Below are 15,469 nucleotides of genomic sequence, written 5' to 3' on the forward strand. Positions count from 1 at the left end.
GTTTACATGAGCAAAAATCGCAAAGGGCCAAAGCAGCAGGAAAGTCCTGACTTGCCAAAAAGCCCAAAACAGCCATATGGTGAGCCGCTTGACGGTTCACACAAAGTGAAACAGCGGAATCATTCGCGCCAAAAACAAAAATCGGATCATGATATGTAAAAAAGGCAGTTTGCAACTGTCTTTTTTTCATGCAACGATATCTGTCGGCATATTATCTAAAAACAGATTGCTGTGGAGGGTGATATGTTGAAGTATGAACAGCGCATTATGTCGGTGACAGGCACCGCTGCTGTGTCGGCCGAACCGGACATTGCAACAGTGGAACTGCAGGTCGTAACGGAAAATATGACGTTATCCGATGCCCAGCGTGAGAACAATCAGCGGATGAATCAGGTTATTCAAGCCTTGCTGAATATCGAGATATCACAGGAAAAAATCCAAACCACCGCTTACAATATTTATCCGATGTATGACTATGTTGACGGTGTTCAGCAATTCAGAGGATATGAAGTGACCCATGCAATTGAAGTTACGATTGAAAATATCAATCAAACCGGCAATGTGATTGATACAGCTGTGAAAAATGGTGTGAACCGTGTATCTGATATACAGTTTACAATCTCTGATTGGGATGAAATTTATCAACAATCACTGAGTATGGCGCTGCGTAACGCATATGCCAAGGCGCAAACATTGGCTGCTACCATGAAATTGACCGTTATGCCAATTCCGGTTCAAATAGATGAACAGATTAATGAAGACCCGGCGGCATATAAGACGTATGCAACTGCTGAGTCATCCACCAATATTCAACCAGGACAAATGGAAATAGCTGCACACGTTGAGGTGAAATATTTATTTTGAGAAGGAGTTTGGACGTAGGTGGTTTAAATATTCAGGGGTCTGAAACCATGCGGGAATTTCCAAGGCTTTGACCAGTCACATGATGCATGGTCTATTCGATTTTGCGCGATGAACGGGAGGGTGCGTGAGAGTGATTATTAGAGCAGTTAATATTGGTATCTAACACTTGGTAATGCACGTTTGGAATCTTCAAAGAAATTTTGTCGAAAAAGCAGGGTTTTCCGGAGTAGTGGCGTATTATAATATTACCCACTAAGTAAAGGAAGTGAACAACTTGATAATCAAACCACTTGAGCCGCCACTTTTGATGCAGCAGACTGAGGCTCTCAGCAGACGGCTGCACCCCCATCATTTTAAAAAGGCGGAGGTCGATGAAAGTGCCCGGAGACAGCGGGCGGGATACAACGGCGAAAAATCACTCAGCTTTCATTTAGACTTTCTCCATAACGATTCTTTTCATATTCTCCACAATCTCCGATTCCCGACGAAAATGATTTTTTCCAGATGGACAATTTGATCAATTCTCGCCAGCTAATCCTCATTAACGAAGTGAAGAATATCTTCGGCACCGTTATCTATGACGAGTTTGGTCAGGCAATTCGTATCAGGGATAACGGCAAGGAGGAAAATCTCGGTAACCACCTCGAACAAGTAAACCTTCAGCACTTCAGGCTACTTCGTCTGATGCGAGACTATAATCTTCCCGCAATTCCAATTGAAAAGCTGATCACTTACAGCAATCCCAACACCATCATCAAAAATATCACGAACAACAAAAGCATCGCGAATATGGTCATTCATAAAGAACAGCTGCTGACGAAAGTATCGAATTTTACGGAGAAGTATTGTGCAGCATGTTATACGGAGCAACAACTTCGGCGCTTATCTGAATTGCTCGTTTCGTTGCACACTCCGAAGAAAGTGGATATTCTGAAGAAATTTCACGTGAGCTGCGAGCAGATACGGTGCGGCGTTTTTTGCCCGAAATGTGGTGCGCTGCCAATGATATATTCAGCTGCTAAATGGAACTGCACGGCATGCGGGGAAACTTCAAAAGCGGCGTATCTTGATGCGCTGAAAGATTTTTACTTATTGTTTGGAAAGGAGATTAGTAATCGTCAGGTGAGAGAGTTTTTAGGGTTGGATAGTAGAAGTATCATTTACCGCTTGATGAAAAAAGCAGGCTTCGAACAAATGGGTGCGCACAGGGGAGCGAAATATATTCTTAAGTTTTGAGTCGAAATATTGAAATCGTGCATTTTATGCGTAAAACCGTGCATTAATAGTCTGGAATCGTGCATTTCTATCCTAAAACCGTGCATATCCAGTAAAAAATCGTGCATAAAGATGAAGGTCGACTACTGGCTCCAACCTTATAAGAGACTCTGGCATTATGAAAGATTAAGCGGTATGATGAAATTGACAAGGAGGCGTTTTCATGGAGGTTATGAAAATACGAACTGCGACCGTCAATGATGCAGCTCAAATCGCCAAGGTCCATGTTGACAGCTGGCGGACGACATACAAGGGGATTGTTCCCGATTCTTTTTTGGATGGGATGTCTTATGAGGAACGAACGAAGCGTTGGCAAAAGAACAGTGTTGGACAAAATGTATTTGTGGCGGAAACGAATGATGGTGAGATTGTCGGTTTTGCAAATGGCGGCAGAGAACGTCAGGGAAAGTTCGAAGGCTATGAAGGGGAGCTGTATGCCATCTATATTTTACAGGAGTATCAGGGAAAAGGACTCGGCAAACGGCTGATTGAAGCTGTTGTTGATTCACTTTTAAAAGCAGGGTTTAATTCGATGCTGATCTGGGTTCTAAAAGACAATCCGGCAACTTATTTTTATAAATCGATTGGCGGGAAAAGAATTGGTACGGATGAGTTAGAAATTCATGGTGTTACATTAACGGAGATAGCTTATGGATGGAAGGATTTAAGTCATTTTTAGAATCAGGGGGTGACAATGCCTGTTTTGCTTAAGCCGGTATTCTGGCTGATTTCGGGTTAAGAGAAATTTATAGAGGAGAAATAACATGCAATCAACTTACATAAACCGAATAAATCAGGTCTATCCTGATTTGGCTATCGAAAAAGTGAAGCAGATTGATATCGGACAAAACAACGATGTCCTTGAGATTAACGATTCATTGATTTTTCGCTTTCCCAAATATAAAGAGGGGGTCGACAAACTTATCGATGAAGCAGATATTTTGGCAAAAGCCAAAGAAATGATGCGTGACTGTGCGATTCCGGATCCGATTTATCAGTCTTTTGGTAAGAAAGAAGTTGGAAAGGTTTTCGCAGGGTATCGTAAAATTGAAGGCGTTTCTTTGCAGAAGCCGGATATTACTGGAGCCGGGAAACTTGAGACAAGCATACGCTCTTTTTCATTAGTAAATTTCCTGCTGCGGTTACACGCTGCTTCAACCGATGGATTGGATGAAGCGGCACCTGATTTGGAAGCGGAATACAACAATCTTTTTGACAGAATTCAACGCAAGCTTTTTCCATATATGCGGTCAGATGCAAAAAGGGAAGTGTCTGGATTCTTCGAGGATTTTTTCGCGCAGGTCAATACATTTCATTTTAAACCGGTTTTGATCCATGGTGATTTCGGTGCATCCAATCTGCTCTGGGACAGTAAAAAGCTTGAATTGACTGGTGTCATTGACTTCGGCGAGTCCGGGGTTGGGGATCCTGCATATGATTTTGCAGGTGTTCTGGCAAGCTATGGTTATGAATTTTTTAAACAATGTGTTGACAACTACTATGATAATGAAACCGGCATCGAACACCGTGCTTTATTTTACCAAAAGACGTTCGCATTGCTTGAGGCTCTCCATGGTGTTGAACATAATGATGAATTGGCATTTAAGGCTGGAATGCGCGGTTACATGTAGTTCACTGCCTGTCAAGTGTTCTTTCTGGTATGATAGATTATAGTAAATGGAAAAAATAAAGGAGAGCAACATGAGAATTCAACGTTTAAAGTCAACCGAAGAACCTCCAATGGAATTGCTTCTGACAGCGGATCCGTCTGAGGAAAAAATTAAGGAATATCTATCCAAGGGACAGTGTTACGTTATCAGGGAAGAAGGTTTAATCATTGGTGTGTATGTTCTTATCCAGACGTTACGTACAAAAATGGAGCTGATCAATGTCGCTGTTTTGGAGCGATATCAGGGACAGGGTATCGGGAAAAAGCTGATTCAACATGCAATTGCGAACGTACAACTGCAAGGTTACCGGTTCATTGACGTCGGAACAGGCAACTCGAGCATCCATCAACTCAAACTTTATCAGCAATGCGGCTTTCGAATGGTGAAAATCCGCCGTGATTACTTTATAAAAAATTACGATGAACCAATATACGAGAATGGAATCCAATGCCGGGATATGGTGCGGCTGTCGATTCTATTTCAGTCGTAAGCAGAGGGAGGACAAGCATGCTGCAATATGCCATTTGTTTTATAAAAAGAGGAAACAAAATCCTGATGCTGAATAGACAGTCCCCGTTATGGATGGGAATGTGGAATGGTGTTGGGGGAAAAATCGAGGAAAATGAGAGTCCCGCTGCATGCATTATTCGTGAAATAAAAGAAGAAACAGCGATCGTGACGGATGATGTGGAGTTTAAAGGTAACGTCTGCTGGGTAGTTAAAAAAGTATAAAATCCTTTCTTACTGCATAATTGCAACTAACGCTGTCACCTAAAGGCTTGGTGACAACCAAGTTTTCTAAGAAGCGGATGGGCAGGATCTTGGCGGTATGTATTTATTGCCAAGATTCCGGAAAACTATGAGTATCATACGCCTAAAGGGACAGATGAAGGTATTCTGGACTGGAAAGATTATTCATGGCTGATGAATGAGGAAAACAAGGGCGTCGTCCAGAACATCAAGTTATTTTCTGCCCAAAATGCTGGACGAGCCGGGGTGCTTTAACTTCACATTTAAATATGAAGGAATGGATATTGTTGATGTTAAAGTGGAGCGGCGTGAAGAAGAATGCTGGCCACTGGGAATCCCTGATCAGGAACAACACCAATGGAGGAGATAACATGAAAAAGTTACTGCGAATGGCTGTTAAATATGGTCCGATTGTGTATCCGATGGTAAAAAAATTTATTAATAAACGCAAGCGTAAAAAAGAACAAATGTAGCAGCAGATATTCCATTATCTAAGGGGAAATATGCTGCTTGCCCCGTACTCTGACTGGCAGAAAAGTCAGAACCTGATGGGCGTGATGGTGGAGATGAGCACTTTCACGCCCGTCAGCATCTATTTGATGGATTGGAAGAGGGAGAGACTTTACATGATTATAGATCACGATGATGGCTTAATTCTCATGCGCCATGATTATTTGGGTGAGCGTAATTGGAGGAATGATGAATGCTATAAAATTATTTTTTCTACATACGGTGATGGAATCTATCAGACGAACAGGGGAGATGTATCGATTGATGCAGGCAACTTTGTGATTTTTAACCCGAATGAAGATCATAAACAATTGCTGGCAACCGAGGAGAAATTTCTTGTTGAAGTAGAAAAACCTCTGCTAAAAAAAGTAGTAGATGAGTTGGGACTCAGTTCCATAGAGCCGGAATTTGCTTTTCTGCCTTATAGTAACAGGCATATTTTGAATTGGACAAAGTTTATCCGGGAATACATAACGATCTCTCCCAATCCATTATTTATGGAAAACAGTCTCACACAGCTGGCCATCCTTATGCTGGAAAATTGCCCCGGGTCACACCTGACAGAGTTAACTAATATGTCAGGAAACATGGATAGAATGATGGATGCGGTTAAAGAAAGTTATGACCAGGAATGGACATTGGATGAGATGGCAGAACAATCCGGGCTAAGTAAATTTCAATTTGCACACGGGTTTAAAAAACGTACTGGAATGTCCCCATATTCCTGGCTGCAATTATATCGTCTGATTAGAAGCCAGCAATTTCTGGTTAATACAAATGATTCTGTGTTATCAATCGCCCTTGAGGTCGGGTTTAAAAATATATCCTCTTACAATCAATTATTTAAAAAAGTTTATGGAAAAACCCCTACCGAATTTCGGGTGTTTCATCGTATGAACAGCTAAGCCGGTTATACTTATCATCAGAATGACCAACCCGCTTCCAGTCATAAGCAATTGGATTGGGATGATGGCTGCCAGTGCTCCAAAAAATAAAAGTGAAATGGTATTCGCTGAATAAAGCAAAAATGCATTTGAACTGAATGCGCGGCCAAGCTTATTTTCAGGCACTTTTGCTTGGATCAGGAATATCCTTGCAAGACTTGAAATTGGCAGTCCAATGCCAACAAGGATTGCCCCGATGAAAAAGTGTTCAACGTGATAGAATATCCCGTAATATGTAATGCCAGACCCCCATATGACTGCTCCAATCAGGTAATGTTTGAGCGACATTTTTTTGATGAAAAATGGAATTATCATGTTTGTTACAATAACCACTCCTCCAAAAACGCCTTGCAGCACCGCATATAACTCTTCACTTTTGCTGCTCATTTCTGTTAGCGCAAGCAGCAGCCCGACTTCCCACACCCAGGTATTAAAGAATACGATCAGGAATGTGAACATAAATAATTGCTTTATAGTTACCTGACTTTTCGCCCACCGAAAGAAATCAGCAATCGCAAAAAAGACTCCTTTAATTGATTTGTTTACGGATTGTGTTTGTTCTGTGAAATGCAGCTGAAGCAGTGCAATGACACTAATTAAATATGTTAACGTGTCGATTAAGAAGAAATAGATGGCCCCATATGAAAGCAGCCAGACAGACACCACAGGACTAAGAACAGTTACACCGCGGGTCACGGTATCATTTAAACTGTTGGTAAGTGAACGCTCATCAGGCTTAGTGATCATAGGCAGTACTGCACGGTGCGCCGGATTAAAGAAACAGCCGATTGTTTGGATGGAAAAACTGGCAATAAGCAAATACCAATAATGAAGCATATCAAGTTGATACATAAGGAAAACCGAAAAAATGATTGGAATACGAATGAAGTCCAGTGTAATTAAGAGTTTTTTGCGTGGCAGCCAGTCAGCTATCACGCCGCCAACCAATCCGAAAAGAAGATATGGAAGTGTTTCGGCAATGGCCATTCCAGTAGTGAGTGTGGTTGATTCTGTTAAATCATATGCCAGGAACAGGAAAGCCATCCCTGATAAAACATCTCCCAGGCGCGAGATTCCACCGCCGATTAAATAGTAACGAATATTTTTGTTTAACAATAGATTTTTGTACATTTATCTCACCTCCATTACCACTTTATAGGTAACAAGGCTGTATGTCTTACTGAAAATTGCTGTAATAACGGGCAATATCCTGCTACTTTTTCACAAGCAAAAAAGGCGCCATAACTATTTATGGCACCTATCTGAATTGCAATGGAATCCGTGTTTATGATCCTAATTGTTCAATTTGCTTTTTCAGTTCGGTAATATTTTCAATGGTTTGATACACATCCGATTGCTTTAACCTTTCGATGGTAATCTCACCATTTTTTTGAACACTATTTATTGCATCCAGCAGTGTCTGGCTTTTATTTTCCAATTCCTTGTGAATGTCTTCCGCAAATGAAGGAGGCTCTGTTTCCTTAAAGTCTTTGATGGTTGTTTCTAGAGATTCTAACTCAGACTTTAAATTTTCGCCTTCGATATTCGACGTTTCTTCAGCAAATGTACTTAGTTCATTGATATATTCTGTGGCTTCAGTAGCATAATTTATCGATTTATTTGCTTCCTCCAGTAGTGAACAGCCGCTAAGGGCAATAATGGAGGCAAGTATTATTCCACTCAACATTTTTTTCATTAGAATTCTCCTTTTCATTCCGATAATATTAGCATAGCATGGAGTAGAAGGAATGTCTTGATATTAGTATTACGTAAAAGTTTTGGGGAGGTTTCAAATGAAAATCAATCATCTGCTTTTTTCAGTCAGCGATCTGGAAAAATCCATCGAGTTTTATAGAAAAGTATTTAATGCGAAACTCCTGGTGAAGGGCAACAACACCGCTTACTTTGATCTGGATGGGTTATGGCTTGCATTGAATGTTGAAAAGAATATTCCGCGGAATGAAATCCACCAGTCGTATACACATACAGCATTTTCTATCAGCGAAGAAGAAGTTGAGGATATGCATAAAAAGTTGAAACGGCTTGGTGTAAGTATATTACCGGGACGGGAACGGGACGAACGTGATAAAAAGTCGATTTATTTTACCGATCCGGATGGACATAAATTTGAATTACATACAGGTACATTAAAAGACCGTATTGAATACTACAAAACGGATAAACCGCATATGGAATTTTATGACTAAGAAGGATTTAGAATGGATGACATACACAAGGCTTGTTGGTGGATAATTATTTAGTCATAAAAAAGAACCTCTATCAAAGGTTCTTCATCTTAGTTTTCCGACATTCGTTCTTTCCGGTTGTTTTCTTCAGTCAGGAAGTTAAAGAAAGTCTGCATGCCAAATTTTGGTTGTGCTTTTATATTATTAATATATTGTTCCTTCGAATAACCGTTTACATGCTCACTCTGATTAATCCGTTCAATCATGTGCTCCATACCGATTTTGTACATTTCCTTCTTTACATGGTTGGATTCCTTGAACAGGGCGATGCCGACTGCGGCCATTAAGGCGTATATCCCAAGAATTATCATGTTGTCTAAATTCCATCCGCCGGATATCAACGAGAAAAATAGATTGGTAAGTGATATCGCGAGCAGTGGCAGTGCAATTATTGAGTAACGGGAACTCTTTTTTAATTGTGGTTTAATCATTTCGGTGATTTTCTGCATTTCTCTTTCAATAAATGCTGGTACGTTTGTCATCATAAAATTATTCATACGAATCATCACTCCATAACGATCGATTATATTAGACAAGCGCAAATAAGACTTGTTAACGTTATAAAAATAGACCTGACCAACTAAATTGGTAAGGTCTTGCTAACAACGGTTGGTTGCCAACAAAGCCGAGAGCTGGTTTGCTCTGTAATGACGACCTTGCTGCTAAAGCTACTCCCCTTAATAGGAATGTTATTATATTTCTATTATACCGCTTGCAGCATGATTTGTCACATGCAATGCCTGGAAAGAGGAATTGTTGTAAGTTCATTTATGATACAGTAAAGTTAAGGAGGAGTAATGAATAATGAGCAACTGGCCATACATCATTTATGCGATTATTTTAGGGGTATTGTCCTTTATCACTGGTGAGATTGTTACGTTTGTGATGCTTGGATTCATTTTAATTACATTGAATAACATTAATACGAACTTAAAACGAATTCATCAAAAGCTGCCGGGAAAACAAGGTGCGGGAGCTGACCAGGGAGGTAATGTTCATGGCAACAATTGAGGATTTTATGGAGTTGGATATGCGGATTGGGACGATTGTGAAAGCGGAACCATTTCCGAAGGCGCGAAAACCGGCAATTAAATTGGAAGTGGATTTTGGTGAGCTTGGCATAAAACAGTCATCCGCGCAAATAACGAAGCGCTATGAATCGGAGAAGCTTGTTGGACGTCAGGTTGTGGGAGTGGTGAATTTTCCACCGATGAGGGTCGCTGGGTATAAATCGGAAGTGCTTGTTATTGGCGGCGTGCCGGAAGATGGGGATGTTGTCCTGCTTCGGCCGGATGAAGACGTGTCAAACGGAACAAAGATATCGTAGCTATTAAAAAATTCCTGGGGGAGTCAACATAGATGTTTTATAGAAAAATTGTAACTACTTTTTTTGTCGTGATGTTTGTTTCATTGTTTTTTGCATGCAGTTATGTCCTGGGTGGAAACCCTAAATATGATGTTGGTGACAAGCTGATGCTCTGGAGCCTTTTTTACATGGTGTATGTTGGTCCGATTGTGTTAATTTACGGGAATTTAGTATCTGTTTTTCTTGAGTATTGGCAAAAAAGCTGGAGCAGGCCGCGTGATTGGTTATATGTTGTCTTGCACGGAGTGTTTGGACTTGCAAATGGCTTGCTTTTCGGCAGTCCCATTTTTGCAGTATTGGGAGCTGTTGCGGCATTGTTTTATGCTATTATTGACCGCTGGCTATACAGCCGGAAGTTGAAGGGAAAAAGAAACAGGCTTTATCTGCTGCTGATTCCGTTCATCGCCTATGGTCTTTTATGGGGAATTCTGCAGTTGGCATCGCCATCACCACCGCCATTCTAACCCATAAGGAAAGGGTGTTTTATATGTTGCGCTTTCTATTATTTTTCGGTTTATCGGCTTTGACATTCGGTCTGGAATATTTCCTTGTGACGGAATTTGTACCCGCTATCGACCAGTCGTTTGCAACAGTTGCATTTTTCGTTGGAGTTCTTGGCGTTATCATTTCACTCTTATTTTCGAGCGCTATTACAAGCCTGCCCATGATGAGTTATTATCCGGATCCCGAGGAATTTGACCGGACCGTGAAAGTCAAAAAACGAGTAAAAGCAAAAGCCCTGAGTCTCCTCAATCCGATACTGATTGGGTCACTTCCGTTATTTCTGTATGGACTCTTTAAATCATTCAATCTACTGTGAAATATTTTTTGATAAGATCTGAGTTGTACCAAATAAGGGTGCTGTCGCGAAACTGAGTGTAGAAAAACAGCATACGTACAAGCCCATGTCGTATAACATCCGTTTCTGATCGGACAAATTTCTGACCACCCAGGATACCAGACCATCTGTCACAACAACTAGCAATGTGTTTTCTACATGCAAAATACCAGCCAGATTTACCCCATCAATAGTGAAGACCCCGAATAAGGAAGTTTCTGTCACGTAATTCAAGTACAAAAGAGGAATTTTTTGAAGAATCGTCGAAATAAGATTAAGGTGGATACTGAGGAATCGAAATTAAACTATTATTCAATAAAATTCGGATGGCACCTGACATCCGTCGAATTGAGCAGGAAGCCGAGGAGGACTATAAATGAGAATTAAAATCACCAGTGTTTTTGTGGAGGACCAGGAGAAGGCATTGAAATTTTATACGGAAGTACTTGGGTTTGAGAAAAAAATGGATATACCTGCTGGAGACTTTAAATGGCTGACAGTAGTTTCGCCAGAGGATCCGGACGGTGTGGAACTACTGCTTGAACCAAATGATAATCCTGCAGCAAAAACATTTCAAAAAGCAATCTATGACGAAGGGATCCCTGCAACTTCCTTTGTGGTGGACAATATTCAGGAAGAATATGAACACTTGAAAAATCTTGGCGTTGAATTCACAGCAGCTCCAACGGAAATGAGTCCCGTCACATTTGCCATTTTTGATGATACATGTGGAAACCTGATTCAAATTTCACAGGCAAAATAACGCAAGGAGATGTTTTCTATGAAACTATTTGAAGAATTGAAGAATGCACTGGCTCCGGATCGCGTATCTGAAAATGAAACATTACTGGAACAGCACAGTTCGGATGAATCATATCATACACCGAATCTGCCGGAGATTGTTGTTTTCCCGAAAAATAGCGATGAAGTAAGTGCTGTTGTTAAATTGGCAAACAAACATGATACAACTGTTGTGCCATATGGCTATGGCTCAAGTCTGGAAGGAAATGTAATCCCGTATGATGGCGGAATTGTCATCGATTTTTCGCTGATGAACAAGATGTTGGAAATTCGTGAAAATGATTTTTTAGTAAAAGTCCAGCCTGGCGTTACGCGTTCACAGCTTGATAAAGAATTGAAAAAATACGGCTTGTTTTTTTCTGTCGATCCGGGTGCAGATGCAACACTTGGCGGAATGGCTGCCACAAATGCAAGCGGAACAACGGCCGTACGCTATGGAATCATGCGTGATCAGGTTCGTGATATGGAGGTAGTCATGGCGGACGGTTCAATCATACATACTGGAAACATGGCTGCAAAATCTTCATCCGGCTATAATTTAAATGGTATTTTTGTCGGCTCAGAGGGTACGCTTGGTTGTTTTACCGAATTGACCTTAAAAGTGTATGGCATACCGGAAAACGTCATGGCAGCCCGAGCGGAATTTTCAACCGTAGACGATGCGGTCGAAGCAGTTATTTCCATATTACAGGCCGGAATCCCGATTGCCAGGGTGGAACTCGTCGATGAGCAGTCCATCAAGCAAATGAATCATTTCAGCGATACGGATTACAATGCGGTTCCCACACTGTTTCTTGAATTCCATGGAAATGAAGCGGGGCTTCAGCAGGACGTCGAGTTTATGAAAGAAATCGTAACGGATATGAACTGTCAGGTAATCGAATTTGAGTCCGACACAGCCGCTCGTAACCGTCTTTGGGAAGCCCGCCACAATGCTGCTTACGCATACATACACGGCCATCCCGGCAAAAAACAGATGGTGACAGATGTTTGTGTGCCGATTTCAGAGCTGGCCGGTGCTGTGAAAGACGCCAGGGCTGCAGTTGATGCGTCCGGGCTTGATGGCGGAATTGTCGGTCATGTCGGTGATGGAAACTATCATATTTTATTGATGGTTGATGTGGATAATCCAGATGATATTGAAAGAGCCAATAAGGTCAATGAACGGATTGTCACATATGCGCTCGAGCGGGGCGGAACGTGTACTGGTGAGCATGGAGTAGGTGTTGGCAAGCGCAAGTATCAGGAAGAGGAACATGGCAATGCACTTGAGGTTATGCGTAAAATAAAAACGGCACTTGATCCGGATGGGGTGCTGAATCCGGGGAAAGTTGTTTGATATGGATGGCTGGCGTGGATAATTGGTCTGAAATCGTGGATATCAGCTTCAGAATCGTGGATAAAGTTATCAAAACGTGAATAACGAGTCTGAAATCGTTGATATCTGATAATACCAGCATCATTCAGCGAGCAGTTCAACTCTATCAAAAACGCTTCGGAGCAATTCCGAAGCGTTTTCTAGATATCAACCTGTAAGGCCAAAGCGCTCGTTGTCGACATATATATTCAAGAGCACGTCAAGCTGCTGGCTGCATTTTATTGTTCGTTCATCTGTCAAGCCGTATTTCAAGCCAAGCTCAATCATTTCCTGTTTTTTTGCCGAAACTGCTGTTGACAAGTCAAAATTCGATCTTACCATCAATCTTCTACCTCTCATTCAATTTAAAAATTTATCCTGAAGTTTTGACAAACACCGCTTATAAGTATGCCTATTATCCTAGTGAAATTCAACAGCTTCAACAAAGGTTGTCATAACATTACAAAATCCGACAAGCCTTTTCATTTTTCTAATTTATTAGTAACATAGGAGAGAGGTGAAAATAATGAAACTATTAGACGAAATTCTTGAGTACAATGAAAAGTTTGTAGAAGGCAGGGAATATGAGGAGTTTGAAGCCGGGAAGTTTCCGGATAAGAAGCTTCTGATCTTATCATGTATGGACACCCGGCTGGTTGAACTGCTGCCGAAATCAATGAATCTGGCAAACGGCGATGCCAAAATACTTAAGAACCCGGGCGCAGTCGTTTCCAATCCCTATGACAGTATAATGCGCGGAATCCTGGTCGGGGTGTATGCACTAAAGTGTGAAGAAATGTTTTTGGTCGGGCATAAGGACTGCGGGATGTCGAGTGTAAATACGTCCGATCTGGTTAAAAAAATGCAAGAACGCGGAATCAGTCAGGAGAAATTTGATGCGATAAAAGAGGCCGGTGTGGATGTTCACCAGTTTTTGGCAGGCTTTGATAATGTTGAGCAAAGCGTAAAACATAGCGTCGAAACAGTTAAAAATCACCCGCTTATGCCAACTGACGTGCCGATTCACGGGTTGGTGATTGATCCAAAAACAGGCAAACTCGAAACCGTTGTAAATGGATATGAGGAATAAATGAACAGGAAGTAACTGTACAACGGTGTGCAGTTACTTTTCTTTATTTTTCTTTGAGTTGACGGTACAATCGATGAAGTGTCCAATAGATCGATCAAGGGGACTATCGCATGAATTCATTGATTAATAGATGTTTAAGGTTCTGTATTTTTATATTCGCGTTATTGCATTTTTTTACATACTATACTGATATTACGTTTTTCTTTCACATTCAAGCCCTAAGTGGATTGCTGGTACTGTTATTCGCTGGCATTCGGCTGAATGTAGATAAGTTTAAATTGCCGCTCTTTCTATCACTGACGGGGGTAACCCTAATCATTATTTACAGCGAGTCGTTTTTAGCAGGTCTTGAGGAAGGACTGCTTCTTATGGGGAATGTAATCGGTCTGTTGATTATTGTCCCGTTGATTGGCTGGGTACTTCGGGAAGAGCCTTATATTGAGGAAATGATGAGTCTCGCACATAAAATGCTTAATACGAGCCGCAAGTTATATTTCGGAATAGCTTCGTTTACACAGATCATCTCCTATTTCCTGCTGTTTGGTGCAATTCCGATGATGTATGAGTTTATTAACATGATATTGAAACATCAGGAAGGGGAAGTATGGGAAAACTTTAAGGGTACAGCACTACTGCGTGCGTATGCCATGACAACTGTCTGGGTTGTAACTATTCCAAGTTTTACGATTGCTGTGGAGACACTGAATGCTTCATTGTGGATTACAATTTTACAAGGAATTGCCGTGTCCATTTGCGGAGTTTTTCTTGCTGCAGTTTTTTCCTACTTTGAGGAAAAGCATTACGGTGTGGATTTAACAGATGATATAACAGCGGAAATGAGTACCGTATTAAACCATGCATCAGGTAAAAAGGAACAAATCAGAAAATCACTGGAATTTGGTTTTCTGTTTATTTCATTGTTCGGTACGATATTTCTTCTGCACGCCTTTATCGATATTGAGCTGATGATGATTATTCCAATGGTCATTTTTGCTTGGGCCAGTTTGTACTTCATCGTAAAAAAGAAACCGGTAAAAATGGTCAGGGAAGGGAAAACATACTATAAAGAGGGTTTGATCCCCCAGGGGTATCAATTCAGCGTGATGCTGTCCGTCGGTATTATGATTTTCGGCTTGAATCAAACCGGGTTCGGTATGACGATTGTTGATGGGATGTATTACTTGCAGAAGACAATTCCGTTTGCCAATATATTACTTCTGTTGCCGCTGATCGTTGTTATTATGGGTTTCATGGGGCTGGGGCCGTTGACCGTCATGGTGCTTGTTACGGGGATTTTGAACAGTATCTCGCTTCCGTATCCACCGGAACTGGTCGTGCTTTCTGTGACTTCCGGCAGTGTGCTTTCCATCCTGCTTTCACCGTTACTTATGCCAACCATTGTTCTAAGCGGAACAAATGGTTTAAGTGCGTTTACTAATGGATTTAAATTCAATTATAAGTATGCATTTGTCATGTATTTAATGGTTCAGGTGTATATTCAGTCGATGGTGCATCTGTAGGGTAACTATATTATTCGGCAAATGGCAGTGCCAGTGAACCTCCTTGGCACCCTCTTACGAATGTTCATGCTTCCAGGTAGTTTCGTCACCGCTGACAGGGCATGATGGAAATGTTTGATTTTTATTCAGTTTTGCTTTTTCACCTGATTGGCACATGTAATAACCTTTTGCCGGTACTCCCTGACCAGTTCTGTACTCACGATATTCCTTATTCATCCTGCATACCTCCATTCCTGAT

At 41.2% G+C, this 15,469-nt stretch carries 24 protein-coding genes; 19 read left to right on the top strand and 5 right to left on the bottom strand.

Going from position 1 to position 15,469, the window contains the following annotated elements:
* The first annotated feature begins 6 nt into the window (after positions 1–6).
* From HUX68_RS17730 to HUX68_RS17775, 10 genes are all read left to right on the top strand, one after another.
* On the top strand, positions 7–159 hold the full coding sequence (locus HUX68_RS17730) for a small acid-soluble spore protein P (protein ID WP_174616032.1): 153 nt from the start codon (positions 7–9) through the stop codon (positions 157–159).
* An 84-nt stretch (positions 160–243) separates the two neighbouring features.
* Positions 244–864 carry an SIMPL domain-containing protein gene (locus HUX68_RS17735; protein WP_174616033.1) on the top strand — a complete coding sequence of 207 codons (621 nt, stop codon included), beginning with the start codon at positions 244–246 and terminating at the stop codon, positions 862–864.
* Positions 865–1,138: 274 nt separating this feature from the next.
* Positions 1,139–1,381 carry a hypothetical protein gene (locus tag HUX68_RS17740; RefSeq protein ID WP_174616034.1) on the top strand — a complete coding sequence of 81 codons (243 nt, stop codon included), beginning with the start codon at positions 1,139–1,141 and terminating at the stop codon, positions 1,379–1,381.
* Positions 1,369–2,100: a hypothetical protein gene (locus HUX68_RS17745; protein ID WP_174616035.1), complete on the top strand. Its 732-nt coding sequence runs from the start codon at positions 1,369–1,371 to the stop codon at positions 2,098–2,100. The genes HUX68_RS17740 and HUX68_RS17745 overlap by 13 nt, the downstream gene beginning before the upstream one ends.
* A 202-nt stretch (positions 2,101–2,302) precedes the next feature.
* On the top strand, positions 2,303–2,818 hold the full coding sequence (locus HUX68_RS17750) for a GNAT family N-acetyltransferase (protein ID WP_343033683.1): 516 nt from the start codon (positions 2,303–2,305) through the stop codon (positions 2,816–2,818).
* A gap of 85 nt (positions 2,819–2,903) precedes the next feature.
* Positions 2,904–3,770, top strand: a complete 867-nt coding sequence (locus tag HUX68_RS17755) for a phosphotransferase family protein (protein ID WP_174616036.1) — start codon at positions 2,904–2,906, stop codon at positions 3,768–3,770.
* Positions 3,771–3,840: 70 nt separating this feature from the next.
* The gene (locus HUX68_RS17760) at positions 3,841–4,299 is read left to right on the top strand and encodes a GNAT family N-acetyltransferase (RefSeq protein WP_174616037.1); all 459 of its coding nucleotides are present in this window, start codon (positions 3,841–3,843) and stop codon (positions 4,297–4,299) included.
* Between the two features lie 17 nt (positions 4,300–4,316).
* A complete protein-coding gene (locus HUX68_RS17765) occupies positions 4,317–4,541 on the top strand; it encodes an NUDIX hydrolase (RefSeq protein WP_174616038.1) in 225 nt (74 codons plus the stop codon).
* A gap of 196 nt (positions 4,542–4,737) precedes the next feature.
* Positions 4,738–4,929, top strand: coding sequence for a hypothetical protein (locus HUX68_RS17770; RefSeq protein WP_174616039.1), 192 nt, complete (start codon positions 4,738–4,740; stop codon positions 4,927–4,929).
* A gap of 256 nt (positions 4,930–5,185) precedes the next feature.
* Positions 5,186–5,974 (top strand): helix-turn-helix transcriptional regulator, encoded by a 789-nt coding sequence (locus HUX68_RS17775; protein ID WP_174616040.1) that lies wholly within the window; start codon positions 5,186–5,188, stop codon positions 5,972–5,974.
* On the opposite strand, the gene HUX68_RS17780 is transcribed toward HUX68_RS17775, so the two are convergent.
* A complete protein-coding gene (locus HUX68_RS17780) occupies positions 5,909–7,144 on the bottom strand; it encodes an MFS transporter (protein WP_174616041.1) in 1,236 nt (411 codons plus the stop codon). The two genes, HUX68_RS17775 and HUX68_RS17780, sit on opposite strands and share 66 nt — an antisense overlap.
* A gap of 154 nt (positions 7,145–7,298) precedes the next feature.
* On the bottom strand, positions 7,299–7,709 hold the full coding sequence (locus HUX68_RS17785; RefSeq protein ID WP_174616042.1) for a DUF6376 family protein: 411 nt from the start codon (positions 7,707–7,709) through the stop codon (positions 7,299–7,301).
* 97 nt (positions 7,710–7,806) lie between these two features.
* On the opposite strand from HUX68_RS17785, the gene fosB reads away from it, so the two are divergent.
* Positions 7,807–8,220 (top strand): metallothiol transferase FosB, encoded by a 414-nt coding sequence (gene fosB, locus HUX68_RS17790; RefSeq protein WP_174616043.1) that lies wholly within the window; start codon positions 7,807–7,809, stop codon positions 8,218–8,220.
* Between the two features lie 89 nt (positions 8,221–8,309).
* Here fosB and HUX68_RS17795 read toward each other — a convergent pair whose 3' ends face one another.
* The gene (locus tag HUX68_RS17795) at positions 8,310–8,756 is read right to left on the bottom strand and encodes a DUF5392 family protein (protein WP_174616044.1); all 447 of its coding nucleotides are present in this window, start codon (positions 8,754–8,756) and stop codon (positions 8,310–8,312) included.
* 307 nt (positions 8,757–9,063) lie between these two features.
* On the opposite strand from HUX68_RS17795, the gene HUX68_RS17800 reads away from it, so the two are divergent.
* The 6 genes from HUX68_RS17800 (at position 9,064) to HUX68_RS17825 (ending at position 12,603) form a co-directional block, all read left to right on the top strand.
* Positions 9,064–9,270: a hypothetical protein gene (locus HUX68_RS17800; protein WP_174616045.1), complete on the top strand. Its 207-nt coding sequence runs from the start codon at positions 9,064–9,066 to the stop codon at positions 9,268–9,270.
* Positions 9,257–9,586 carry a chaperone CsaA gene (gene csaA, locus HUX68_RS17805; protein ID WP_174616046.1) on the top strand — a complete coding sequence of 110 codons (330 nt, stop codon included), beginning with the start codon at positions 9,257–9,259 and terminating at the stop codon, positions 9,584–9,586. The genes HUX68_RS17800 and csaA overlap by 14 nt, the downstream gene beginning before the upstream one ends.
* 32 nt (positions 9,587–9,618) lie before the next feature.
* Positions 9,619–10,089: a hypothetical protein gene (locus HUX68_RS17810; protein ID WP_174616047.1), complete on the top strand. Its 471-nt coding sequence runs from the start codon at positions 9,619–9,621 to the stop codon at positions 10,087–10,089.
* Between the two features lie 23 nt (positions 10,090–10,112).
* Positions 10,113–10,445 (top strand): hypothetical protein, encoded by a 333-nt coding sequence (locus HUX68_RS17815; RefSeq protein ID WP_174616048.1) that lies wholly within the window; start codon positions 10,113–10,115, stop codon positions 10,443–10,445.
* Between the two features lie 394 nt (positions 10,446–10,839).
* Positions 10,840–11,226: a VOC family protein gene (locus HUX68_RS17820; protein WP_174616049.1), complete on the top strand. Its 387-nt coding sequence runs from the start codon at positions 10,840–10,842 to the stop codon at positions 11,224–11,226.
* An 18-nt stretch (positions 11,227–11,244) separates the two neighbouring features.
* Positions 11,245–12,603, top strand: a complete 1,359-nt coding sequence (locus HUX68_RS17825; RefSeq protein ID WP_174616050.1) for an FAD-binding oxidoreductase — start codon at positions 11,245–11,247, stop codon at positions 12,601–12,603.
* Between the two features lie 186 nt (positions 12,604–12,789).
* Here the strand turns inward: HUX68_RS17825 and HUX68_RS17830 are convergent, their stop codons facing one another.
* Complete coding sequence (locus tag HUX68_RS17830) at positions 12,790–12,963, bottom strand: aspartyl-phosphate phosphatase Spo0E family protein (RefSeq protein ID WP_174616051.1); 174 nt, start codon at positions 12,961–12,963, stop codon at positions 12,790–12,792.
* Between the two features lie 184 nt (positions 12,964–13,147).
* On the opposite strand from HUX68_RS17830, the gene HUX68_RS17835 reads away from it, so the two are divergent.
* Positions 13,148–13,711 (top strand): beta-class carbonic anhydrase, encoded by a 564-nt coding sequence (locus HUX68_RS17835; protein WP_174616052.1) that lies wholly within the window; start codon positions 13,148–13,150, stop codon positions 13,709–13,711.
* Between the two features lie 110 nt (positions 13,712–13,821).
* Complete coding sequence (locus HUX68_RS17840) at positions 13,822–15,231, top strand: hypothetical protein (protein WP_174616053.1); 1,410 nt, start codon at positions 13,822–13,824, stop codon at positions 15,229–15,231.
* A gap of 54 nt (positions 15,232–15,285) precedes the next feature.
* Here the strand turns inward: HUX68_RS17840 and HUX68_RS17845 are convergent, their stop codons facing one another.
* The gene (locus HUX68_RS17845) at positions 15,286–15,447 is read right to left on the bottom strand and encodes a hypothetical protein (protein WP_174616054.1); all 162 of its coding nucleotides are present in this window, start codon (positions 15,445–15,447) and stop codon (positions 15,286–15,288) included.
* Positions 15,448–15,469 lie beyond the last annotated feature (22 nt).

The organism is Virgibacillus ihumii, assembly GCF_902726655.1.
GTDB lineage: Bacteria > Bacillota > Bacilli > Bacillales > Amphibacillaceae > Lentibacillus > Lentibacillus ihumii.